Origin of the sequence: Streptomyces sp. NPDC020875, from assembly GCF_040641415.1 — a bacterium.
Taxonomy (GTDB): domain Bacteria; phylum Actinomycetota; class Actinomycetes; order Streptomycetales; family Streptomycetaceae; genus Streptomyces.
In genome coordinates this window covers 1-22,386 of record NZ_JBFADP010000089.1, presented here as the reverse complement: position 1 = coordinate 22,386, position 22,386 = coordinate 1, and the positions used below count along the sequence as shown (strand labels likewise).

The window sequence follows — 22,386 nt, the reverse complement described above, 5'->3', positions numbered from 1 at the left end:
GCGCGACGTCGACCAGCCCATCGGCACCCTCTCCGGCGGCGAGCGGCAGTGCGTGGCGATCGCCCGCGCCGTCCACTTCGGGGGCAGGGGGTCTGAGGAGGAACCCCCTGATGGCTGCCGCCGTCACCGGCCGTACCGTCGTGGTCCGGCACACCCCGCGCCGCGTCCACCTGGAACGCGCCCTCTACACCGGGGCGGCGCTGGGCCTGACGATCCTGCCGAACACCGACCCCGGCCCCGCCGCCGTCGCCGCCCACACCGCCATCTTCGCGGCGGCGGGCATCGGAACCGTCCGGGCCTGGCGCAAGGCCGCCGAACCGGACACCGGCCTGCTCAGGACGACCATGCGGGTCCTGCCGTTCCTGTCCGCCGCCGCGGTCGACGCCGCGGCGCTCGGGCTGCCGGGCTGGGGCTGGGACGCGGTGATCGCCGGAGGCTGGTGGGCCTCCATGACTCTGCTGGTCCCGCTGTCCCGCTCCGGGCGCCCCCTGCGCCGGGCCGCCGTACTCCTGGAAACCATCGAAACCCCCGGCACCGACGACGACGGCGAGGACGCGAAGGACGACGGGGAGGACGAGTTCACCCGGACCATCCGGGCGATGTGGGAGCGCGCCGCCCTGCCCGGCGATACCCGCCTTTACAAAGTGGTCCGGCACGACCCGGACGGAATCGACTTCACCGCCCTGGTGAAAGCCCCCGAGGGAAAGGCCGTCCCCGAATTCCCGACCCGCGATATCGCCGCCGTCTTCGACGTCCACGAGGACACGGTCGCCCTCGCCGGTTCCCGGGGCGGCCCCGGCTGGGCCGAGATCACCGTCACCCCCGACGCGGCGGAGGCCGCCCGCAGCGCCCCCCAGACCGAGGCCGACTGGTGGGCCCAGACGATCGGCCGCGAGTCCGGAGCAGCCCCCGGATCAGAATTGACCGGAAAGGCCGACCGGCCCGGCGTCGTCCACTACTTCGCGAAAATGACCGACCCCGCCGAACCCGTCCGGATCAATGCGCACAAACTGTGCACCGCCTTCGGGATCGGCACCGACGACCTGCGGGTCTTCGTCACCGACCGGGGCAACGAATTCCTCGTCTCCGTCTTCGACACCCCGCCGCTCGCCGCCACCACCGCAGCGACCCGCGATCTCATCCGCCCCGACGAGCGCGGGTTCTTCCGGATCGGGACCGCCTACGACGGCCGCCCGGTCAACGGACGGCTCTACCTCCCCGGAGGCGCCGCCCACGCCCTGCTGCTGGGCGCCTCCGGCTCCGGCAAGACCCAGCTCGTCGTCCTCTACATGGCCGCCGACTCCCTCGACGGCGCCACCGTCTGGGCGGCCGCCGCCACCGAGGACGCCAAACTCCGCCTCGCCGGGGCCCACGTCGACCGCCTCGGATTCGGCACCCTCTACATGGTCCGCCTCCTGCGCGCCGCCGTCGCCCTGCTCGACATCCGCGGCCGGATGGGCGAAGCCGCCGGCCACGACTGGATCCCCGGCGCCCGCGACAACCCCTACCGCAGGATCTCCCTGTATCTGGACGAGTTCAACGCGGCCACCAGGTGCCCCGAATACGGCGCGGAGATCACCGAGCTGGCCGAGCGGATCTCCATCCAGGGCCGCAAGTACGGCATCGGGATCAAGGTCTCCGGCCAGGACGGCAAGGTCGAGGACGGCCAGACCACCACCATGCGCAACCAGCTGCGGCAAAACGGCCGTCAGGTCACGCTCAACGTCGGCGACATGGACGCCGTCCGCCGCGCCTTCAACGGCCTCATCAGCAGCGACGACCTTCCCGAACCGCTTCCGCAGGAATACGGCGGGACCACCCTGACTCTCCAGGAGATCGCCGACGGCGTGGAGGACCCCGAGGACTCCCAGGGCATCGGCGGCATCGGATGGGTCGTCCGGGCGGGCAAGCCCGTCCTCATGCGCACCCTCTACATCGACCTCGGCGGAGACGACCGCGACCAGATCCTCACCGGCCTCTTCCCCGCCGCCCCCGGCCGCCTCACCGCCGAGGAGACCACCAGCCTCGGTGAACTCCTCGGCGACTGGAACGCCCCCGCCCCCGAGCCGGACGAAGGAGACGGCGAGCCGGACCGGGGCGGCGAAACCCGCAAAGGCCGCAAAGGCCGCACCGTCCGGCGGCATACGGCGGTCAGGCCGCCGAAGGCGCACGACCGCGTCCGGGTCTTCCTCGACATGATGCCCGGCGCCGACCTCGACCTGGCCGTCGCCACCCTTACCGGACTCGGCCTCACCCCCGAGGAGATCACCGCCGCCTACCGCGACATCACCCGCACCTGAACCACCCGGGCCCGGGCGGCCGACCCCGGCCCCCGCGCCCCGCCGACACCCAGGAACGAGGACCCGTGAACCCCACCCCGCCCCGCCACGGCACGACCGGCCCCGAGGGCCAGGCCCGCCAGCTCATCAACGCCGTCGAATCCGTCTACGCAGCCCCCACCGCCTACCGCGATCCCGCCCCCCTTCCCCGTACCGGCGACACGCCCCCCGTCCCCCAGCCCGGCCGCCCCCCGATGAGCCAGCGCGCCACCGACATCAGCGGCATCATGCTCGCCGCCGGGGCCGCCTCCCTTCCCATCGGCGGCGTCACCTCCCTCGTCCTCTACACCCTCGGCACCGTCGACCCCGCGGCTCTCGCGCTCGGCGCCGCCGCCCCCGTCGCCCTCGTCCTCGCCGCCGCCTCCCTCCTGCGTGCCGCCGGACAAGCCCGCCGCGACACCCGCACCGAACACCACCACCACTACAGCGGTCCGGTCCGCCAGACCCACCAGACCACCACCACCCGCGGCGTCATCGCCCGCACCACCAACCAGCACGACCACTGAACCCCGGAACCCGAAAACCCACGTCAACAGCCATAAGTCCTGTTGGACCCAACGGGTCTAACCGAGTCCGGCCGCAAGGAGATCCCTGTGCCCGACCAGTCCTTCGTCCTCGACGAGCCCGCCCTCCTGGTCCTCGTCGGCCCCGCCGGTGCGGGCAAGTCCCGGGTGGCCCGCGCGCTGCCCGGCCACCGCCTCGAACTCGACGCCCTCCGCGCTCTCGTGTCGGGCTGCGGCGGCGACCAGAGCGCCACCCGGGCCGCCGTCACCGTCCTCGACGTCGCGCTGGACGGCTGCCTCAGCCGCCACCGCCGGGTCGTCGTCGACGCCACCAGCACCGAGCCTCACGTCCGTGCCAGCCTCCTCGCCCGCGCCCGCGAGCACCGCATGCCCGCCGTGGCGATCGTCGCCCGCACCCCGCTCGCCGCCTGCCAGGACCGCCAGCACGCCCGGAACCCCGCCCGGCGGGTCCCCGCCGATGTGGTCGCCGTCCAGCACGCCGCCACCCCCACCGCCGAGGAACTGCTGGCCGAGGGGTTCAGCGCGGCGTTCTACGCCGACGAACTGGACCTGATGAGCCGGGTGCTCCAGGCATCCGCAGCCGCCGAACCGGACCCCGTCGCCGATGTGCGCCGCGACTTCGGACCGGACCTCGCCGCCGTCTTCTCCTGGCACCCCATCACCCCCGGCACCGGCATCTTCGCCGTCGCCGGTCAGGAACTGGCGATCCGGTGGAACAGCGACGGCGACCCCTACGACCACCACTGGCAGGCCGTGTCCCCCTGCCCCGGGGGTTGCCCCGGCCCGGCCTGGACCCGCGTCAACGGCCCCTCGGACCTCCTCGCCGTCCACCGGGGCCAACCCGCCGACGAGGTCTGGTGCGACCTCTGCGACAGCCACCCGTAGAGACAACCCGAAACCAAAAACCCCAGGTGAACCCTCATCGGCCCTGTTGGTCCTAACAGGTCTAACAGGGGCCGGGAGTCCCGGAACCCCACACAGGAGAGCGGCTTGACCACCCACATGACCATCAGCCACGGATCCGACTTCGACGGTGTCGACATCGTCGCGATCCACCGGCTGCGTGAACTGAGCGACCACCTGCACGGCGTCCTCCCGGCTGCGGACCTCCCGCCGCTTTCCGCCGTACTCGGCACCACCGGGCACGAGCAGTCCATCGACACCGGGCACGCCGCCCATTTCGCCGACCTCCTGCGCAGCGCGGCCGAACACCGGGCCCTCAGGAAGCCGCACCGCGACACCGCCGCCCTCCTCAGCGTCGCGGCCGCCACCGCCGCCGCCCGCGACGAACCCTGGACCTGGACCCCCACCACGGAAAGGCCCGGCGGCTGACCATCCGGCCTCGGCCGTCACGGCGGCCGCGTACCCTCAACCGCCGCTGAACCCCCGGGCGGGCGGGACCGACGGATTCCGCCCGCCCGGCCCGTACCGCGCGACAGCATGGTCCGGGGCCACCGCCCCGGTTTCACGAAGGGAAGTACATGAGCACCGACCCCGAGACGACCGCCGCGGCGTACGCGGCCGTGGAGAAGGCCGCCACGGGCCTGCGGGAGCTGTACGCGCCGAGCGTGCTCGGCGAGGCCGCCGCCCTGCTGGCCGACCTGTGGGCCGCCGGCGGGCGGCACGGCGTCGGGCCGGGGGAGTGGGGATGGGCGGCCGACCTGGCCGCCGGGGCGCTGTCGGTCATCGCCCGCCGCTACACCGACGCCCCCGACCCCGAGCGCACCGGCGACCAGGTCTTTGCCCTGCGCCGCGACCTGATCGAGGCCCTGACCTCCACCGGGACCGGCCTCAGCGCCCGGCCCGGCCTGCGGACGATGACGGTCGTGGACCGGCTCCCCGGGACGCCCCGCGGCGGGCTCAACGGCGACGCCAGCCTGGTCGTCGGGATCTACGCCAACAGCGGCTGGGACATCAGCATGAACGCCCACGGCGCCGCCGTCGTCTCCGTCGCCGCCCCCGCCAGCACGGCCGGGGCCGCCGAGGTTGCCGCGATCGTGCGGGCCGTCGCCCGGGGCGAACTCGGCAACCCCTTCCGCAACTGACCCACCACCACCCAAGGAGCACACCGTGTCCGGCTGGACCCCGACCACCCTGGCCCGCGTCGATCACGCATACGACCGCAGCAGCAGCAGCGGCGGCAGCCGCTTCGAGGCGTACATCAGCGCCCGCGAGAACGAACTCGACGAGGACGAGCGCACCGACCGCGCGTACTTCACGGCGTGGGCGTGGCATATCGCCACTCCGATGGTCATGAGCCCGGGATACGTCGAGATCCGCCCCGACCTGTCGATCACGTTCGACCGCGACGAGGACGGCGACCCGGTGGTGAAGGTGGTCGTCCCGCTGCCCCACCGGGTCCTCGACCGCGAGCGCCGCCCCGGCTACGAGGTGGGCGACTGGGAGACCCCGTACGGGCGCGGCGAGACCTACCCCCAGCTGTGGAGGCCCTCGTTCGTCAAGCGCACTGCCGTCCTCGCCTCCGCCACGGTGCTCGTGCCCGCCCGGGACTGGGATCTGCCCGTCCCCTCCGGCCGAGCTGCCCAGCTGGTGGCCGACGCGCAGCTCGCCGTGGAGACCGCCGTGCGGCTCATCAACGAGTACGCCGGTCCGCAGATCGCCGACCTGCTCGGCGAGTAGACCCGGGCAGGGCGCCGGGGCCGCGGACATCGGCCCCGGCGCCCGCTGAGGAGGAAAGCACACCCGCCGCCCGTCACCGTGGCGGCGCCCGGCGCTGTGCACGCCGTGAATACTGACGGCTTGTCTGATCCGCCCCGCTACGAGCCCCTTCCGGTCCGCCCGGAGGGGGCTTCTTCGGGTTCCGGGCGGACCGCCGAGGGCGCGGGCGGTCCGCTTCGTCGTACGGTGATCGCCCGATCAACGACAGAACTGAGGAGAGTGGCCCGCCGTGACCACGCACGCGGTGCCCGCAGCAGCGCGACCGATAGCCGCCCGCCGCGACCGGGCCGACGGTGACGCCCTGGTCCCGATCCGCGGGGGACTGCTCTTTTCCGCCGTCGTCGTCGTCCTCCTCGCTGTCGCTCTCGCCGTCATCGGCTTCACCGGCTCGTACCGGTCGGTGCGCGATCTCGCGCTGTCCTGGGGTTGGGGCTGGTTCGCCTACGTCTTCCCGATCGGAATCGACCTCGGGATCATCGGCCTGTTCGCCGCCGACCTCTTCCTGTGCGCGATCCGGACCCCGGTCCCGGTCCTGCGGCTGTTCGCGTGGGTGCTGACGGCCGCCACGATCGTCTTCAACGCCTTCAGCGGCTGGCCGACGGACGGTTCGGCCGGGTGGATGGACTACGTCGAGGCCGCCGCCCACGCCACGATGCCCGGACTGGTCGTGGTGATCACCGACGCTTTGCGCCGGGCGATCGCCCGCCGGGCCCGGATCGCCGACGGCCGCCAGTTCGAGCCCCTCGGCTTCGCCCGCTGGTGGCTCGCCCCCTTCGCCACCTTCGGGGTGTGGCGAAGGATGCGGCTGTGGGATGTCTACACCCGCAGCGACGCCCTGGAGCTGGAGCGGGACCGGCTGACCCTGCACGACGAGCTGCGCGAGAAGTACGGCAAGGACTGGAAGAGGAAGGCCCGCGCGGGCGAGCTGCGCGCGATGCGCGACGCCGGCCGCGGTCTGCCGATCCCCGCGCACCTGATCGCGAACGCCGCGAACGAAGTGCCGCCCGCCGCGAACGGCGTTCGCGCGAACGGCGCGAATGGCGGGCTGCCGACCGCGAACGCCGACGCGGCCGACCGCGAACGCTCCGCCCTCGTCCAGGGGACCGCGAAGGACGCGAAGGGTGCGAACGGCGGCGCGAACGGCGTTCGCGCGAATGCCGCGAATGGCGGGCTGCCGACCGCGAGCACCGGCGCGGCCGACCGCGAACGCTCCGCCCTCGTCCAGGGGACCGCGAACGCTGCGGACGACGGCGCGAACGCCCGGGCCGCCTCGTCCGCGAACGATGCTCTGCACGGCCCGGCCGCCGCGAACGGCCCCGGCGCCGACACGGCGACCGCGCGAACGGTCCCCGGGCCGGGGCGCGGACGCACCCCGTTCACGCTGGCGGCCACACCGCCACAGGGGGACTCTGACCTGCGCGAATGGAACCGCGAACGCGTGGTGTCCCCTGCCGTCGTATCCCTGCGGACCGTCGTCAGCAGCACGGTGCCCGCCGCGTACGGCGCGAAGGGCGCCGCGGGCGACGACCGCGAACGGGACGGCGCGAACGCCGCAGCGCTGACCGCGAACGCCTCTGCGTACGAGGGCGGGGCGGCCGCGAACGGTGCGAACGGGCACCGCGAAGGATCCGCGAACGCCGCGAACGTTCCGCCGTACGCAGGTGAGCCTGCCGCGTACGGCGCGAACGGGTACCGCGAAGGGTCCGCGAACGCCGCGGCGCTGACCGCGAACGCTTCTGCGTATGGGGGCGGGGCGGCCGCGTACGGTGCGAACGCCTACCGCGAAGGGCCCGCGAACGACGGCGGGCCCGGACCGTCCGGTGAGGGGTACACCGAAGACCGCGCCGGACGGCGGCGCCTGGCGGAGGACTTCCTGCGCGCCAAGGAGAGCGAGCAGCCGCCCCGCTCCCAGGCCCGGTTCGCGGCCACCGTCGGCGTCGCGCCCGCCACGCTCTCCAAGGCGATGCGGGAGTGGCGCGAGGACAACGACGGCTGACCCGCCGTTGTGCAGAACCGACAACCCCGTTCGGCCGGAGGGGCGTCGTCGTACCGCAGCGCCCCCCCCCGGTGGGCGGCGGGGCGCCGCGGCCGTCCGTCCGCCGTCGGTGGTGACGTGGGGGGCTCTGCCCCGCCACACCCCCCGGCCCTCCGTAGAGGGGGAGGGGGCCCGTTTTTGATCTTGAGGCCGGTGGGTGGTGCAGGGGGGTGGGCGGCCGGGGTGTTCCCTCCGCGACAGGGCACCCCGAGGGGACCACAGCCCGCGCCGGGCCGCCAGGCCGAGCCGCCTCCGGCGGTCGCGCAAGCGCGAGCCCGGCACCCCGACACGGCCCGTGGTGGCTTCCGCCTGCCCCGCCGCGGAGGGAACACCCCGACCGGGCCGGTTTCATGGCGTCCCGACGCCGCGCGAAAGCACCAAAACCCGGTCTGACCTGCGGTTTTGCCTTGACTCGGGCCCCAAAACTTGATTGAATTAGCAGTGTCGGGAGGGCGGGAATCCTGCCCGGCACTCACCGAAAAACCTCAACGAAAGGCCAGCTCATGGCTGACTCTCTGACCATCGAGGACCGCGCCGGGCGGGCGCGCGCGCTCTGGGACGCGTACCGGAGCGCCCACGGCGACGCGCTGTCCTCCCTGTTCGCCGACCTGATGCACCTCGCCGATGTCGACGGGCACGCCAGCGGCGGGGTGAGCATCGTTCGCGGAGCGGCGGCGGAGTACCTGGCCGCCCACCCGGAGTGGGTCATCGACGAGCCGCCCCTGTACCGGGCGCAGTACCTCCCGGCGGGCCAGCTGAAGTGGGTCACGGTCGCGGAGGGCGACCGGACGGTGGAGCCCCAGGACGTGGCGTGCTGCCTGTGGAACCGGATGAAGGACGCCGGGATGGACACGGAGCTGATGCCGGACATGGCGGAGGACATGGTCCGGGGCGTGACCCTCCTCGCCGAGAACGGCACCGGGTTCCGGCTGGTCACCAAGCCCCACCAGAGCTGAGTCCCCGTACCGGGGCGGGCGGGGCGGGAATCCCCGCCCGCCCCGGGCTCCTCACCGAAAACCTCAACACCGAAAGGCCACCGACGTGACGGTGAACCACACCTTCGGCAACGCCCTCCCCGCAGACCCCGCCGGGTACCTCCGGATCCTGGCCGACGAGGTCTGGCTACCGGCGGTGAACGCCCTCTTCGACCTCATCGGCCCCAACACCTTCCACGTGGTCGTCGCCATCAGCGGCTTCGAAAACGGCGAGCTGTCTGCCACCGCCGCCGACGTCCCCGGCCACAGCGAATACCTGCGCTGGTTCCTGGCGGAGTGGCTGGGCGGTGTGGCCCGTCTGGCCCGGGACGAAGGGCTGGACGCGGCTGTGGCGCTGCGAGCCCTTGAGCCCGGCAAGCCGGACCGCGTCTACATCTGGCGGTTTCTGGACGGGCGGATGGTCCCGCTGGGCGCGGAGGAGACCCGCCTCGCCTACTGCACCGACACCGAGACCGGCGGGCCGGTCCCTCCGGAGCCGGACGCCGAGTACTGCGCTGGCGCCGAGCTGATGCCGGACGCCGTCTGACCTGACGGCCCCCGTACCGGGGCGGGCGGGGCGGGAATCCCCGCCCGCCCCGGGCCCATCACCGAAAACCTCAACGACCCGAAGGACCTTTCATGACCATCACCGGCCAGACCCCCGCCCCCCGCGTACGGCTCGGCAAGGAACGGGGCGACTACTTCGTCGTCGCGGACGGCAGCGCCGTCCGCGAGGGCCGTATCGCCTGGAAGGTCCTCCACGTCGAGCGCCGCGCCGACGACCTGCGGGAGGGGCAGGCCCGGAAGGACGCGCTGAGGGCCGCCTGCCGGGGCGCCGAGAAGGTGCTCACCTACCGGGCCGCCGTCAGCCAGGCCCACGCTGCCGGGCTCGCCCGCAGGGAGTCCACCGTGCCCGCTGCTGCCGCCCGGGCCGTCCGTATGGAAGAGGAGATCCGCGCCCACCAGGAGCGAGGCGCCTGCGGGTGGATCGCCATCCGGATCGCGGACGGCGGCAGCGACGGCGAGCTGTACGGCGACTGCGACTCCGCCCGGGCCGCTCAGCCGGATCCCGAGCGGTGCGCCTACATCCTGGTCTCCCCGCGCACGCCGTGGACCCACGCCATGTGCGAGGACCACCTGGAGTTCGTGACTCACGAGGGGCACGAGTGCATGGTCTACGGCACCCCGACCTGCCGCAGCCCCCGCCGTACCTACCGCGTGGCCGTCCTGCGCACGGAGTTCGTCGAGTTCACGGTCCAGGCCGACTCCCCGGGGGACGCCAGGGCCCGGTACCGGGCGGACGGCGTCGAGGTCGGGCGCGAGACGGGGCCGACCGGCGTCGGGAGCATCATGCTCGACCGGCAGCAGCCCTAGTCGACCGGGCAATCCGGGATACAAGGCGGCCGACGGGGCGCCGGAGCGCGGGAATCCCGTCGGCCGCGAGGCTCGGCCACCGGAGAAATCCGGGGGCCCTCAACAGGCCGCAAGCCGAGCACGCGAATCATTCTAGACGTACAGCCGATGAGGAGTTCGCACCGATGGAAACCTTCGACGGACGGCCGTACGCCACACGCGCCGAGCTGTCCGCCCGGGCCGGGTACAAGGGGGACGCCACCCTGCGCGCCCTGTGGACGGACCGCGAGGCCAACGGCCACCCGCCCGCGTGCCGGATCGGCCGCACCCTGTACTGGGACCTGGAGGAGTGGGAGCGGTGGCACACCGCGTACCGGCGCCAGCGCAACGGCGTCGACTACAGCGGCAGTCCGGACGAGGAGCTGGCCCCGGTGGAGCAGGCCAGAGTGCTCGGCGTCGAGGAGAGCGCGATCAGCCGGTACCGCAGGTACCCGCCGCCGGGCTGGCCCGCCCCGGTCCGGGAGGAGCTGTTGTCGGGTGGCGGCACCCGGGAGTTCCGTACCCGGCGCCAGTTGTGGGCGTACGCGGACGCCGGACCCCGGGCCGGAACCGCCGGTCGTAGGGCGGCGTACGAGGCCAGGGTCGCCCTGGCGGCCGAAGCTCTGGACGCCGTGCCCGGCCGGGGGGCGGGCGAGACCGCGAAAGCTCTTGCCGAGGAGCACGGCGGCCACTGGACTACCTGGCGCAGCGCCGTCACCGGGGCCCGGAAGCTGAGGCCGGTCCCCGGCGGGCGGTCCCGCCGGGGGTGACCGGCCCGGTATCGATCGGCCGGGCGGCCGGTGCTGCCCCTGAAGGCCCGGGGGACCGGCCGTGCCCGGCGGTGTCTCCCGTGATCCGTAGCGCCAGCCGGTGACCGTCGTCGGCAGGGACTGACCCGACGGCCGTCGCAGAGTCCGCCGGAACCCGGCGGACCTGCGCCGCCGCGTCAGTGAATCACCAGTGCCGGGAGGGCGGGAATCCCGCCCGGCACTCACCGAAAACCTCAACGACAAGGACACCCCCATGCCCATGCCCATGCCCGAGACCGACGCCGGGGAGCCGACCCCGCAAACCTGTCTCCGGGTGGCCCGCGAAGCCGCCGAACTCGCCGCCGCCGCAGTGGACAAGGCGACGCACGCCACAGCCCGCAGCTCCTCCGCCAGCGAAGCGCGCCTGGAGGAGGTCATGTTCGCCACCCACCAGGAGGCCGCCGAGGCCGAGCGGTGCGCCGCCCGGGCCGAGGAGTACGACGCCGACCCGGAGATGCCGGACAGCGCGGTGCGCTACTGCGCCCGCGGCGCCGTCGACCACGCCGAACGGGCCCAGGCGGCGGCCGGGGTCGAGACGACCGCGACCGCCCTGCGGCCCGCCCTGGAACGCACGCTCACCCCGCAGGAGCACGCCGAGCGGGAGAGCGCCCGGCGCCGCGCGGAGGCCGAGCAGGAGGCCGAGGACCGCGCCGCCACCGGCATGGACGCGGACAACCGCCACCTGGCCGCCGCGAACCAGTACCTCGCCGAGGGCATCGTGCCCGCACTCGGCTGGACCGCCGGGCACGTCCGGGTGCTGGAGGCCGCCGGGACCGGCCGCCTGTACTGGCGCGGCGAGCAGGCCCGCCAGGCCGCCGAGCACGGCCTGTGGAACGGCGGCCGCCGGATCAACCGGGAGCGCACACGGGCCCTGCGCGACGCCCGGTTCCTCACCGTCGTCGACGCGGCCGACGGCGTCGGGGTACTCGTCCTCACCCCCGCGGGCCGCGTCGCCCTGGAGCTGGCCCGCCTCCACCCGGCGGGCCTGTACGAGACCGACGCCGCGGCGTACGAGGGCCGGTTCGCCCGGGTCGCCCGGCGGCACAAGCGCATGGACGACAAGAAGGCCGCCGCCCGCCGCCTCCCGGCGCTGGAGCGCAGCACCGTGCGCCGGTACCGGAGCCCGGTGACCCTCGCCGAGCAGGAGGCCCGCGCCGTCGCCGAGGCCGCCGAGCGGTGGGAGGACGAGGGCGGCTTCTGCCCCGGAGTCGAAACGCCCCGCCCGGCCGCCGAACCCCGCACCGAGGACACGATCGCGGCGCCCGTAGCGGTGTCGGTCCCGGCCGGTCCGGTCCTCCCGACGGGGATGTACTTCCTCCCCCTGCCGTCGACCCGGTACCGCGACTGGTGGTCGATCCAGTGCGGCCGGTGCCACGGCGGTACGCGCGTCGACCTCCCCGGCGAGTTCTCCGACAAGCACGACGCCGCCCAGGCGGCGATGGCCCACTACGACGAAGCCCACCGCCCCGCCGACGACCGGCTCACCCACGAGGAGATCACCGAGGCGGGCCGCTGGCCGCTGTCGGACGCTCAGCGCACCGTGCTCCACTGGGCCGAGTACGCCGCCGAGCTGGCCGAGTTCGACGACGGGTTCTGGGCCCTGGACTGCGTCCCGGACCGCTGGGACGTCAACAAGCGCGTAGCCCGCGGACGGGTGACGGGACTGTGGGCCGCCGGACTGCTGGACGTGCACCTGGAGAGCAACGGCCGCCGCCGTCTCGTGAAGTCGCCGACCGGGCGGCGGGTGGCCCGCCTGCTGCTCCGGGCGGAGCGCCAGGGCGTCGCCCAGGCCGCGCCGAAAGACGCCCGGCTCACCCCGCTCCCGAACCGCAGCGACGGCTACCCCTTGCAGTCCGAAGGGCGTCTCTTTAAGGGCGAGCAGAGGCCCACCGCCGACCCGGCCCCGGCAGAGCCCGCCGCCGTCCCCGCGGACCCCGGGCCGACCCCGCCGGCGCCCCCGGCGGTCCGCGCCGACCAGCCCCTGCTGCGGCGCCTGTTCGCCCCGCGCCCCGCCCGCGAACAGCGGCCCGTGGACGGTCTCCGTATGGTCATCCGGCGCCCTCAGCGTGTCCTCACCGACGAGGAGCGGGAGCGGGTCCGGGACGCGGCTCTCCTGAATCTCCAAGGCGGTCTGATCATGGGCATCATCGACCCGGTCCCCAACCCGTCGCCGATGCCGGAGGAGGTGGGGGAGTGGGTACGCGAGCACGTGTGGCCCGGGCACTTCCAGAAGATCGAGCGCAAGTACCCGCACGGCTTCCGCCGGTGGAGCATGTGCGAGCGGGGCACCTGCTGGAACTGCCTCAACCGGCGCTGCGACCTGTGCGTGCACCGGCAGAAAGGCGGCCCGGACGTCGATCGCAACAAGGGCTGGGTGACCAACCACCAGGGGCGCACCGTCGCCGAGTTCATCCCCCGGCCCGGCGGCGAGCCGTGCGTGTGGTGGTGCCGGTGCTCCTGCCCCAAGGACGGCCCCGCCCCGGCCCGCCCGAAGAAGGCGAAACCCGCCCCGGCGGCACCGCCCGAGCCCGTTCCGGTACGGGCCGCGAGGACTGTCCCGGCACCCGTCGAGGACGCGGCGCAAGCCGCGTTGTGGTGACGCGGGGGGCTCCGCCCGCCCACACCCCCCGGCCCTCCCTCGGAGGGGGCCGGGGGGGTGTGCTGATCTTCCGGTGAGTGGGTGGTGCAGGGGGGCGGGCGGCCGGGGGGCTCCCTCCGCGACAGGGCACCCCGAGGGGACCACAGCCCGCGCCGGGCCGCCAGGCCGAGCCGCCTCCGGCGGTCGCGCAAGCGCGAGCCCGGCACCCCGGCACGGCCCGTGGTGGCTTCCGCCTGCCCGACCGAGGAGGGAGCCCCCCGACCGGGCCGGTTCTATGGCGTCCCGACGCCGCACGGAACCCCAAAAACCCGATCTGACCTGCGGTTTTGCCTTGACCTGGACCCCAAAACTTGATTGAATTAGCAGTGTCGGGAGGGCGGGAATCCTGCCCGGCACTCACCGAAAAACCTCAACACGCGGGAGATCTTGTGATCGCGGAATTCTTCGACCCGTTCGACATCGAGTGCATCGTCACAACCGCCGTGGAGCTGTGGGAGAGCCCGGGGCGGGAGGACTTCACCGACCGTCAGCGGGACGTCCTCGGCAGGGCATGCGAGGCCCTGCGCGCCGAGCACGAGGGCGAGCCGCTGGATGCTCCGAAGCGGTCGACCGTCCACGACGTCGGTCACGCATGCGTCCTGAAGCAGACCATGGTCGTTCTGCCGAACGGCTTCAGCCTTGAGGCGGTCTACGACCGGCACCGGGGCGCCTTCGCCGTACTCCTTCGTGAGCACGGCACGACCGTCGGATTCCTCGGCCCGCACGCTGCCGGGCGCATGACCATCCCGGACGTGAACGGCTTCCTCACCGGGCGGGGCATCGCGCCGCTGACCGACGAGGAATACGTCAGCTTCTGCCGCAGTCTCCTGATCGCCCAAATGGGCGAGAACGCCTGGCAGATCGACCTCTGACCAGCCACTCCCGGGGGCGGCCACGCGGCCGCACCCGGGGACCTCGATGCACCTGTGCCGGGCGGGCGGGAATCCCGCCCGGCACTCACCGAAAAACCTCAACGACAAGGACACCTCCATGCCCGAGATCGACGCGGGGGAGCCCGTTCCGCAGTGGCTTGCCGACGTGGCGGAGGACCCGGAGGAAGACGCCGCGATCCTCCGGCGCACCGCCGGGCACCCGGACCTGATCGAGTGCCGCCGCACCGCCGACCTGCTCGCCGAATTCGCCCGGACCAACCCCGGCCACAGCGACGCGCAGGACTGGGCCCTGGTGGCCATGATCCGTACCGTCCAGTGCGCATACGCGATCGCCGAGGGCGAGGCCGAGGAGGCCGGGGAGTACGGCCGCGCGGCCAAGGCCGAGCGGGCCGCCATGGCGATGGACCGGCTGGCAGCCGGGGGCCCGGCCGCGATGGCCGCCGAACGGCTGATCGCCCTGGACCGGGAGACCCACGACCTGTTGCAGTGGTACGCGGGACCGTGGCCGGTCGAATGGCTTTTCCCACCGGCGAAGGACGCCCGCGGCCGCGTGATCCGGCCCCGGATCGTGGTCCTGTTCACCGGCCCGGGAGGACTCACGCACGGCATCCTCCGGATCCTGCGGGCCAACGCCGACGTCGTCGGCGTCGACCTGGACCGCGGCGCCGTGGCCACCTCGACGGCCGCCGGGTACCGCACCATCCACGCCGACGTCACCGACCTGGACCCTGAGCACCCCTGCCTCCAGCACATCACCGGCATCGCTCTCACCCCGCCCTGCCAGGCGTACAACCCGTCCGGGCTGCGCAAGGGCCACTACGCGGGCGCGATCGAGCTGATCGAGAGCACGGTCCTGGAGGCCGCCGCGGCCGCCGGGTTCTTCCCCGTGACCACCCCGGCGGGCGGCAGCGCCGCCCCGGGCTGCGAGGACGGTTACGCGCCGCGCGCCCGGATGTCGTGGGACGAGGTACGGGAGCCCCTGGCCCAGCTGGAGGACGCGCGGGCCGGGCTGATGGCGGAAGTCGTGATCTGGCCCCTGGCGATGCTCGCCCGCGGCGGCAGCGTGGAGTGGGTCGCGGTCGAGCAGTCGAGCGCTCTGCCCGCCCGGATCGAAGCCGCCCTGATGGACCGGCTGTCCGACGCGGGGTGGCACACCACCGAGGCGTTCACGCTGGACGCCGTCGACTACGGCTCCGCCTCCCACCGCAAGCGCCGCCTGATGGCCGCCTTCCGAGGCCAGGCCCCGTTCGTCTCCCTGGCGCCCGCCGAGCCGTTCCCCGCGACGACGTTCGCCCAGGTAGCCGGGTGGCCCACCGGCCGCGCCTACCTGACGCGCGGGAACCGGCCCGTCGACCCGGTCACCGGCCGGGCCAAGGGCGGCATCTCCCGCAGTGCCGACCTGCCGTCGACGTGTGTGACGGCGACCGCGTACGGCTGGACGTGCGCCGTGACCGGCGAGCGAATCACCCAGGAGGACATCGGTCGCCTGGTGGGCTTCCCGGCCGACTACCCGTGGCGCCACGTCGGCCGCGGCCGTGGGGTACGGACCAAGTCCCAGCAGGCCGCCGACGTCGTCTGTCCGATGGTGGCGGCCGCATTCTTCGGGCGCATCCTCGGGGACCCCCTGTGGGAGGCCAAGACCCGGGCGTACGTCGAGGAGCTGTACCGCCCGGCGCCGGGCGCACCGGACGGACAGACGCTCTTGGAGGCACTGTTCACCACCCGGGTACCGGCGCAGAACGGCGGCCGATCGGCCGCCGCCTGACGGAGAGGAGCACGACGAAGGGCCCCGCGATCGCGGGGCCCTTCCCTGTTTCTGCGGCGGTCAGCCGGAGACGGCTCCGGGAGCCGCGCCGTCGGTCGAAGGCGCGCCGCCCTGCGCGGGGATGCCCTCCGGCGGCGAACCGCCCTCCGGAGCAGCCCCGGAAGCCGGACTCTTCGGCGTGGACCGCGCCCGCTTCTGACGCACCCGCGGCCGCTTCACCGGCTCGTCCGCGCCCAGCTCCGCCAGCTCGCCCGGCGTCCAGCCTGCGGCTTCCGCCCCGACGTACGCCTGCCCGTACGGCTCGTCGAGTTCGGCGAGCTGCCGCAGCAGGTCGATCCGCTTGGTCAGCACGTCCACCAGGGGGCCCACGGCCGCTTCCCGGCGCTCCTGGAGGGCCCGCATTTTCTGTACGATCTCGTCAGCGCTTGGCATACCGGCGATCGTAGCGCCCGGCTTCGCGGCCGCCGCCCGGAATCCCGGATGGACTACTGCGGGTGCCAGCGGAATTGACCTCACCTCACCTGTAGCTGAACCTTTTCTGACGGCAGTAACCACCGGAAGCGAGTTAGTGCTTACTGATATCAGTAAGCCTCGTTCCGGCGCCCTGCCCTTTAGGGTTGGTTGCCGGTTAGTCTTGGTCCGGGCACGGACCGAGGGTGGAGGAAGGGGGTACTTTGGCCGGTCCGTCTGCATCGGATGGTCCTCGACCCGTGCCGAAGCGTCGACGTCATCGTGAGAGCGGTGGCGCTCGTACCAACCGGTTCCTTGTGTCCTTCAATGATCCGGAGCTGGCGATCCTCAGCGAGGCGGCTGAGCGAGATCACCAGGCATTGGCTTCATGGGTCGCGAACGCTGCTCTGGACGTGGCGGCGGAGAGGGTCGTTCCGGTGTCTGCGGACGCCCGCGATGTGCTGGCTGAACTGGTCAGGGCCCGCAACCACGCCTCCCGTGTTGGCAACAACGTGAACCAGATCGCGAAGGCTCTGAACGCCGAGGGAGTGGTGACGGATGCTCAGCTGGTTGCCGCCCTGAAGGCCGTCCTTGAGAGCGTAAAGCGGCTGGACGAGGCGACGCTCCAGGTGATGCGGGAGCGGCGGCCGCGGTCATGATGCCGAAGAAGGCGCGGGACGGTACCGATACCTGGGGTCTGCTGGAGTATCTGTACGGTCCAGGTAAGAGGGACGAGCACGTTGACGCGCACATGGTGGCGTCGTGGGGTGACCCGTACGTCGAGGATCCGGCGCGCTCGCCGACGATGACGATCTCGGATCTGGCGCTCATGCTCGATGCCCCGGTTCACGCTCTGCTCGGCAGGAAGCCAGCGAAACACGTGTACCACGTCGCGGTACGCAATGCCCCTGAGGACCGGCTTCTCACGGATGCCGAGTGGGCGCGGGTCGCGCGGGAGATGATGCATGCCTCCGGCATCGCTCCGCACGGCGACGACCAGGGCTGTCGGTGGGTCGCCATCCGGCACGCGGATGACCACATCCACATCGTGGCGACCCAGGCCCGCCAAGACGGGCGGCAGCCGCGGCTGCGGCGCGACATCCCGAAGATGCATGAGGTCGCGCGCCGGTTCGAGGCCGAGTTCGGACTGCGTCGTCTGACACACGGCGACGGGACCGCGAGGAAGTGGCCGAAGACCGGCGAGCAGGAGAAGGCTGACAGGCGCCAGCTGGCGGAGCCGGTCCGGGAGACGCTTCAGCGGACGGTCCGGGAGGCAGCGGCCGCCGCCGTGTCGGATGCCGATTTCTACGCCAGGCTCGCGGCGGCCGGGGTACGGGTGAAGCAGCGGGTCGCGCCGGACGGGAACATCACCGGGTACTCGGTCGCGATGCCCGGGGATCGCGACGCTGGCCAGGCAGCGGTCTGGTTCCCCGGCGCACGGCTCGCCCCGGACCTTTCGCTTCCGAGGGTCCGTGAACGGTGGCGGAGGGGGACGGCCGTTGTGGCGGTGGCGCCGGCGGAGATGTGGCGCGAGGCGGAGCGCCGGGTACGCGCGGCCGCGGAGCATCTCGGTGCCGGGGGGCTGCGGGAGGGGGCCGGGGACGTGGCCGCGCTCGGTGACCTGATCGTCGTCGCTGCGGTGGTCTCGCCGCGTATGGTGCGCGGTCAGATCCGGGAGGCTGCGTACGAGTACGAGCGGGCGTCCCGCGCGCCGGGCGATCGTGCGCTGGAGGGTCAGGCGCGGGCTCTGTACCGGGAGTCGGCGTATCTGCTGTCGCGGTCGGCGGCCGTGGCGGGGCGCGGTAGCGACACGGTGGCGGCGCTGGGTTTCCTGGTGGCGCTGGTGGCGGCGGTGGAGGCGTCCCGGCGCTGGCACGAGGCGCAGGAGCACCGGGCCCAGACCCGGGCTTCGGGCACAGCCGGTCGGCTGCTGCGGGAGGCGGTCGAGGTGACTGCGGGTGCGGCGGCGGCGAGGGGAGGCCGGGCTCGCCCCGGGAGGCCGTCCGGACGGTCCGGCGGGCCGCGCCGGGCGGCCGGGGCGGGGGAGCGGCCGATGGCCGGGGTTCTTCAGCAGGCCGTGCCCGATCACGCGGTGACGGTCCTTGCGGATCCGGCGTGGCCCGCTCTGCGGAGGCGGCTGGTCGCGGTCGAGAAGGCGGGCGAGGATCCCGTCGGCGTACTGGCCGTTGTTGCCGCCCGGCGGGAGCTGGGGTCTGCGGGATCGGTGGCGGAGGTGCTTACATGGCGTCTGTACGGGTGGCAGCAGGAGCGCGGCCTGGCCGCGTCCGCGCCCGGGAAGGGCTCGTCGCCGAAGTCGGGTGGCGGGGGTTCCGGTGCTGGCCGTACGGCGGGGAAGCCCGGGCCGAGTCGGCCGCGGGGTGACGAGCAGCGCAGGGGGCCGCGTCGGTCCCGCTGACGAGGGGAGTGGATATGGCAACACCGACCCCGGAGGAGCAGGCCGGAGACGCGTTCGTGGCGTCGGCGGCCGAGGCTGTGGAGACTGCCGTGATGGCGGTCCGGCTGATGATGGCGATCGCGGACGCGGTACGGCGTCAGCAGCTGAAGAAGGAGGGGAAGGCGGAGGAGCTGCCGCCGGTTGCGGAGTCGGTTGGCGAGGCTTCCGGCGATGTGCGGACGCTGATGCCGCCGGACATCGGGGCGGCGCTGCTGACTGCTGCGGACTGGCCGCAGATCGCGCGGCAGATGGTGGCGCTGCACCGGGCGGGGGTGGACATGGGGGCTCTGCTCCCGCGCGTCGGGGAAATTGCGGTGACGGTGCGGGACTCGGTCGGGGGGAAGGCCGGGCGGGCCGGTCACGACACGGCGGTGCAGAAGCCCGAGCCGGGCGCGGAGAAGGCCGGGCGGGCCGTTCGTGACGGTGCGGATGAGTGGGTCAGGATGCTGCGGGAGACGACACCGGCGGGTCCGGTGCGCGAGGCGATTCTGTCCTCTCCGCAGTGGCCGGAGATGGCTGCGGAGATGGCGCGGCTGGCCGCGCGGGGGGTGGATGTGCGGGCGGTTGTGGTGGCCGCGCACGACGAGGGCCTGGGCGTCGGCCAGGCGGTGTCGAAGCGGCTGTGGCTGCCGGAGTCCCTGGCGACGAGCCAGGACGCGCTGAGGTCGTACGGGCCGTTGACGACGGGGCTGGACGTGGTCAGGGACCTCGATTTGGGGGACCGGGAGGGGGCCTTGCGGAAGTTGGCCATCGCTCCGTCGGACAATGCGCGGTTCGCGCGGATGGTGCGGGAGGCGCTGCCCGGGAGGGAGTGGGCGGCGGATCTGCTTGTGGCGGAGAGGAAGTGGCCGCTGATCGCTGCGCGGATGGCTGCGCTGGAGTTCAGGGGGATGCCGGTGGCGGACCATCTGGCGGCTTTGTCGGAGCACACGATGTGGGAGGCCGGGCCCAGGCCGGGGCTGGGCGGGCGGCTGGTGCTGTCTGCCCATGACGCGCTCTGCCGTCCGCCGGGCGAGGCTCCGGGGACGCCCCGGGTGAACACGGCGGCGGCCCGTGCGGGGTCGCCGAGCGTGGGCCCTACTAGGCCGTCCGCGGCGAAGGGCGCGGCGCCCGCCGGTCCGGCGGTGGCGGCGCACCGGGAGGCCGGGCCGGTGGCGAAGGGCGGCAGGGCCCGGTAGCCCGCCGTCGCCCTGGATGTGCGTGTGCCGCAGACCGTTTAGGTCTGCGGCACACGGTGTTTCGCGGGGGTCAGGGGCGGGTGGCGCCGTAGTAGTCCCGGGAGGGCATGGCGGCGGCGAGCGGGACGAGTTCGACCTTCTTGCCGGTGCGCGGGGCGTGGACCACGTTGCCGTCTCCGGCGTAGAGGGCGACGTGGTAGATGGCGCCGGATCCGGATTTCGACCAGAACAGCAGATCGCCTACCTGGAGGTCGGCGCGGGCGACGGGGCGGTCGCTGGTGGTGCCGTACTGGGGGGCGGCGGTGCGGGGGAGCTGTCGGGAGTCCCAGTAGGCGTACTGCACCAGGGAGGAGCAGTCGAAGCCGTGGGTGCGGGAGGCGGAGCACTTGCCGGTCTTCTTGTCGTATCCGTTGGTGCGGTCGCAGAAGCCGAGGCCGGGTCCTTGCGGGGAGCCGCCGCCCCAGGCGTAGGGGGTGCCGAGGCGGGCGAGGGCTTTGCGTACGGCCTTGGCTCCGGCGCCGGTTCCGGCGACGGTGACGAGGGCCGTGCCCTGGTAGTGCGGGATGGCGGCCATGATCACCCGGACGTAGTGGTAGGTCTCGCCCTCCTTCTTCCCGGGCTTGCGGGAGAACCAGATCGGGGGGACGCCTTTGAAACGCTGGACGGCGCCCCAGCCTGCGTTGTATCCGGCGAGGGCGAGGGCCCGTACGTCGCCGGGGTAGCCGGAGGACTTGGCGAGGCCGGTGAGGGAGCACATGAACCGGCCCTGGGCGTCGACGGCGTCGCCGATGTCCCAGACGGAGATCTCGCCATTGCCGTCGACGTCGCGTCCCCAGGTGGCCCAGGTTCCGGGGATGAACTGGGCGGGGCCCTTGGCGTCCGCGTGGCTCACGGCGCCGCGGTCGGTGCGGAAGCCGGATTCCTGGGCGATCTGGGCGGCGAGGAGGGGGGCGGTGAGTTCGGGGTGTTTGCAGTCGCGGGCTGCTTTTTCGATCCACGGGCGGAAGGCTTCGGGGACGTTCTTCAGGCCGCTTTGCGAAGAGGATGTTTCGGCGGCTCCGGCGTTGTCCTCGGAGAGGATCAGGAGGATCGCCCCGAGCGTGGCCGTGAGTATCAATGCCATTGCGGCGGCGGCGAGTTGGACGGCTGTTTTCACACGTTCCCCCGTGTGGAGTGGTGGGCCGGGACGGTGGTGGAAACCAGGGTGGCTTTCGGCCAGGAGTTCACTAGAGTGGCACGCTAGCCTCTGTAGTCTCACGGGCTCACAGATCATGGCTGATAAGTGCGGTGAACGGGGGGTGAGTTGCGGGTGGTTACCCCATTGGCTGTACCACGGACCAATGCGCTCAGGTACGGGCTGATCGCGGTGACGGGGCAGGGGATCGGCCTTGCCACCGTCGAGCGGATGCTCGATCCGGAGGGTGCGGGGGCCGCGCGGGCGCTGGGGCCGCAGGAGATTCTGCCGCTCGGGACGGTGCCGGTCCTGGTGTCCGATACGACGCTGTACGGCGCGACCTGCGTGGAGACGCTGATGCGCCGCTGGACGGCCGGGCTGCCCCGGCCGTGGCTGGTGCTGGTCGCGGATGCCCCGGCCCGTCCGGTGCCCGATGCCCGCTATCTGGTGCGGGCTCTGGAGAGCCGTCTGGCCGGGGTGGCGCGGGTGCCGTATCTCCCGGTTCTCAGGGCCGTTAGAGGGGCTGACGAGGCTCTGGAGCACAAAACCGTCCGAGCAGCTGCGCAGACGCTGCGCGACACGATGGAGGGGAAATGGTGACTATCGCACTGGCGGACCCGGCGACGCTGGCCGCTCTGATTCCGCCGGCGACTCCGACCAAGATTCCGAGTATGGACGGCCCGGTTTCCGAGATCTTCGGATACGCGCTGTGGGTGCTGACCATCGCGGGGGTCGGCGGGGTCGGGTACGGCGTCTTCAAGCTCGCCGTGGCGGACAAGTCGCGCAACGGCGGCGGATCCGAGCCCTTCAAATGGATGGGCGGCGGCATCCTGGCCATCATCATCGCCGGGTCCCTGATCAGCATTCTCAACGGCATCGCAGCCTGACGAAGAGGGGGAGAGCATGGCGCGGAAGAGGGGGAACGGCCGGACCGTTGCGTGGATCGCCGGAGGGGCCGGTGCCGTGGCGCTGGTGCTGACGGGATACGCGCTCGTGTCCGGGGGCGACGAGGAGCCGGACACTCCGGCCAAGGGCGGTGCGAGCGTATCGGCGTCGGCGAGTCCGGCGCCGGAGTACGAAG

Annotated in this window: 21 protein-coding genes and 1 pseudogene; 20 read left to right on the top strand and 2 right to left on the bottom strand. The window is 73.1% G+C overall.

Features of this window, described 5'->3' with window-relative positions; translation table 11 throughout:
* The 15 genes and pseudogenes from AB0G74_RS32490 to AB0G74_RS32420 all read left to right on the top strand — a co-directional run.
* Positions 1–88, top strand: a pseudogene (locus tag AB0G74_RS32490) (sugar ABC transporter ATP-binding protein); the annotation flags it as partial.
* 22 nt (positions 89–110) lie between these two features.
* The gene (locus AB0G74_RS32485; RefSeq protein WP_361153762.1) at positions 111–2,300 is read left to right on the top strand and encodes a hypothetical protein; all 2,190 of its coding nucleotides are present in this window, start codon (positions 111–113) and stop codon (positions 2,298–2,300) included.
* 65 nt (positions 2,301–2,365) lie between these two features.
* Entirely contained in the window at positions 2,366–2,845 is a 480-nt protein-coding gene (locus AB0G74_RS32480) for a hypothetical protein (protein WP_361153759.1), read from the top strand.
* An 87-nt stretch (positions 2,846–2,932) separates the two neighbouring features.
* Positions 2,933–3,748 (top strand): ATP-binding protein, encoded by an 816-nt coding sequence (locus tag AB0G74_RS32475; protein WP_361153756.1) that lies wholly within the window; start codon positions 2,933–2,935, stop codon positions 3,746–3,748.
* 105 nt (positions 3,749–3,853) lie between these two features.
* Positions 3,854–4,195 carry a hypothetical protein gene (locus tag AB0G74_RS32470; RefSeq protein ID WP_361153754.1) on the top strand — a complete coding sequence of 114 codons (342 nt, stop codon included), beginning with the start codon at positions 3,854–3,856 and terminating at the stop codon, positions 4,193–4,195.
* 149 nt (positions 4,196–4,344) lie between these two features.
* Positions 4,345–4,908 carry a hypothetical protein gene (locus AB0G74_RS32465; protein WP_361153751.1) on the top strand — a complete coding sequence of 188 codons (564 nt, stop codon included), beginning with the start codon at positions 4,345–4,347 and terminating at the stop codon, positions 4,906–4,908.
* 25 nt (positions 4,909–4,933) lie between these two features.
* The gene (locus AB0G74_RS32460) at positions 4,934–5,503 is read left to right on the top strand and encodes a hypothetical protein (protein WP_361153748.1); all 570 of its coding nucleotides are present in this window, start codon (positions 4,934–4,936) and stop codon (positions 5,501–5,503) included.
* Positions 5,504–5,771: 268 nt separating this feature from the next.
* Positions 5,772–7,538 (top strand): DUF2637 domain-containing protein, encoded by a 1,767-nt coding sequence (locus AB0G74_RS32455; RefSeq protein WP_361153746.1) that lies wholly within the window; start codon positions 5,772–5,774, stop codon positions 7,536–7,538.
* Positions 7,539–8,080: 542 nt separating this feature from the next.
* Positions 8,081–8,533 carry a hypothetical protein gene (locus AB0G74_RS32450; RefSeq protein WP_361153745.1) on the top strand — a complete coding sequence of 151 codons (453 nt, stop codon included), beginning with the start codon at positions 8,081–8,083 and terminating at the stop codon, positions 8,531–8,533.
* A gap of 85 nt (positions 8,534–8,618) precedes the next feature.
* Positions 8,619–9,098 (top strand): hypothetical protein, encoded by a 480-nt coding sequence (locus tag AB0G74_RS32445; protein ID WP_361153743.1) that lies wholly within the window; start codon positions 8,619–8,621, stop codon positions 9,096–9,098.
* A 92-nt stretch (positions 9,099–9,190) separates the two neighbouring features.
* Positions 9,191–9,925 carry a hypothetical protein gene (locus AB0G74_RS32440; protein ID WP_361153740.1) on the top strand — a complete coding sequence of 245 codons (735 nt, stop codon included), beginning with the start codon at positions 9,191–9,193 and terminating at the stop codon, positions 9,923–9,925.
* Positions 9,926–10,089: 164 nt separating this feature from the next.
* Entirely contained in the window at positions 10,090–10,713 is a 624-nt protein-coding gene (locus tag AB0G74_RS32435) for a hypothetical protein (protein ID WP_361153738.1), read from the top strand.
* A 253-nt stretch (positions 10,714–10,966) separates the two neighbouring features.
* Positions 10,967–13,351 carry a DUF6248 family natural product biosynthesis protein gene (locus AB0G74_RS32430; protein WP_361153735.1) on the top strand — a complete coding sequence of 795 codons (2,385 nt, stop codon included), beginning with the start codon at positions 10,967–10,969 and terminating at the stop codon, positions 13,349–13,351.
* A gap of 428 nt (positions 13,352–13,779) precedes the next feature.
* Positions 13,780–14,262 carry a hypothetical protein gene (locus AB0G74_RS32425; RefSeq protein WP_361153733.1) on the top strand — a complete coding sequence of 161 codons (483 nt, stop codon included), beginning with the start codon at positions 13,780–13,782 and terminating at the stop codon, positions 14,260–14,262.
* Positions 14,263–14,380: 118 nt separating this feature from the next.
* Entirely contained in the window at positions 14,381–16,048 is a 1,668-nt protein-coding gene (locus AB0G74_RS32420) for a hypothetical protein (RefSeq protein ID WP_361153731.1), read from the top strand.
* Positions 16,049–16,108: 60 nt separating this feature from the next.
* On the opposite strand, the gene AB0G74_RS32415 is transcribed toward AB0G74_RS32420, so the two are convergent.
* A complete protein-coding gene (locus AB0G74_RS32415) occupies positions 16,109–16,480 on the bottom strand; it encodes a hypothetical protein (RefSeq protein ID WP_361153728.1) in 372 nt (123 codons plus the stop codon).
* A 335-nt stretch (positions 16,481–16,815) separates the two neighbouring features.
* On the opposite strand from AB0G74_RS32415, the gene mobC reads away from it, so the two are divergent.
* The 3 genes from mobC to AB0G74_RS32400 are packed head-to-tail and all read left to right on the top strand — an operon-like array spanning position 16,816 to position 20,131.
* The gene (gene mobC / locus AB0G74_RS32410) at positions 16,816–17,157 is read left to right on the top strand and encodes a plasmid mobilization relaxosome protein MobC (protein ID WP_361153725.1); all 342 of its coding nucleotides are present in this window, start codon (positions 16,816–16,818) and stop codon (positions 17,155–17,157) included.
* Complete coding sequence (locus AB0G74_RS32405) at positions 17,154–18,914, top strand: mobilization protein (RefSeq protein WP_361153722.1); 1,761 nt, start codon at positions 17,154–17,156, stop codon at positions 18,912–18,914. Before mobC ends, AB0G74_RS32405 begins: the two co-directional genes overlap by 4 nt.
* A 14-nt stretch (positions 18,915–18,928) precedes the next feature.
* Positions 18,929–20,131, top strand: coding sequence for a hypothetical protein (locus AB0G74_RS32400; RefSeq protein WP_361153719.1), 1,203 nt, complete (start codon positions 18,929–18,931; stop codon positions 20,129–20,131).
* 70 nt (positions 20,132–20,201) lie between these two features.
* Here the strand turns inward: AB0G74_RS32400 and AB0G74_RS32395 are convergent, their stop codons facing one another.
* Positions 20,202–21,254, bottom strand: coding sequence for an NlpC/P60 family protein (locus tag AB0G74_RS32395; RefSeq protein WP_361153716.1), 1,053 nt, complete (start codon positions 21,252–21,254; stop codon positions 20,202–20,204).
* A gap of 198 nt (positions 21,255–21,452) precedes the next feature.
* Here AB0G74_RS32395 and AB0G74_RS32390 point away from each other — a divergent pair, with 198 nt between their 5' ends.
* Together AB0G74_RS32390 and AB0G74_RS32385 are read left to right on the top strand one after the other, a co-directional pair.
* Positions 21,453–21,905 (top strand): hypothetical protein, encoded by a 453-nt coding sequence (locus AB0G74_RS32390; RefSeq protein WP_361153714.1) that lies wholly within the window; start codon positions 21,453–21,455, stop codon positions 21,903–21,905.
* Positions 21,899–22,192 carry a hypothetical protein gene (locus AB0G74_RS32385; protein ID WP_361153712.1) on the top strand — a complete coding sequence of 98 codons (294 nt, stop codon included), beginning with the start codon at positions 21,899–21,901 and terminating at the stop codon, positions 22,190–22,192. The genes AB0G74_RS32390 and AB0G74_RS32385 overlap by 7 nt, the downstream gene beginning before the upstream one ends.
* The last annotated feature ends 194 nt before the right edge of the window (positions 22,193–22,386 follow it).

What these genes read in the sequence shown, in the direction of transcription:
- AB0G74_RS32450 (WP_361153745.1), top strand. Translation starts at nt 8,081, where the DNA reads ATGGCTGACTCTCTGACCATCGAGGACCGCGCCGGGCGGGCGCGCGCG.
- AB0G74_RS32465 (WP_361153751.1), top strand. Translation starts at nt 4,345, where the DNA reads ATGAGCACCGACCCCGAGACGACCGCCGCGGCGTACGCGGCCGTGGAG.
- AB0G74_RS32385 (WP_361153712.1), top strand. Translation starts at nt 21,899, where the DNA reads ATGGTGACTATCGCACTGGCGGACCCGGCGACGCTGGCCGCTCTGATT.
- AB0G74_RS32415 (WP_361153728.1), bottom strand. Translation starts at nt 16,480, where the DNA reads ATGCCAAGCGCTGACGAGATCGTACAGAAAATGCGGGCCCTCCAGGAG.
- AB0G74_RS32405 (WP_361153722.1), top strand. Translation starts at nt 17,154, where the DNA reads ATGATGCCGAAGAAGGCGCGGGACGGTACCGATACCTGGGGTCTGCTG.
- AB0G74_RS32435 (WP_361153738.1), top strand. Translation starts at nt 10,090, where the DNA reads ATGGAAACCTTCGACGGACGGCCGTACGCCACACGCGCCGAGCTGTCC.
- AB0G74_RS32400 (WP_361153719.1), top strand. Translation starts at nt 18,929, where the DNA reads ATGGCAACACCGACCCCGGAGGAGCAGGCCGGAGACGCGTTCGTGGCG.
- AB0G74_RS32485 (WP_361153762.1), top strand. Translation starts at nt 111, where the DNA reads ATGGCTGCCGCCGTCACCGGCCGTACCGTCGTGGTCCGGCACACCCCG.
- AB0G74_RS32440 (WP_361153740.1), top strand. Translation starts at nt 9,191, where the DNA reads ATGACCATCACCGGCCAGACCCCCGCCCCCCGCGTACGGCTCGGCAAG.
- AB0G74_RS32430 (WP_361153735.1), top strand. Translation starts at nt 10,967, where the DNA reads ATGCCCATGCCCATGCCCGAGACCGACGCCGGGGAGCCGACCCCGCAA.
- AB0G74_RS32420 (WP_361153731.1), top strand. Translation starts at nt 14,381, where the DNA reads ATGCCCGAGATCGACGCGGGGGAGCCCGTTCCGCAGTGGCTTGCCGAC.
- AB0G74_RS32395 (WP_361153716.1), bottom strand. Translation starts at nt 21,254, where the DNA reads ATGGCATTGATACTCACGGCCACGCTCGGGGCGATCCTCCTGATCCTC.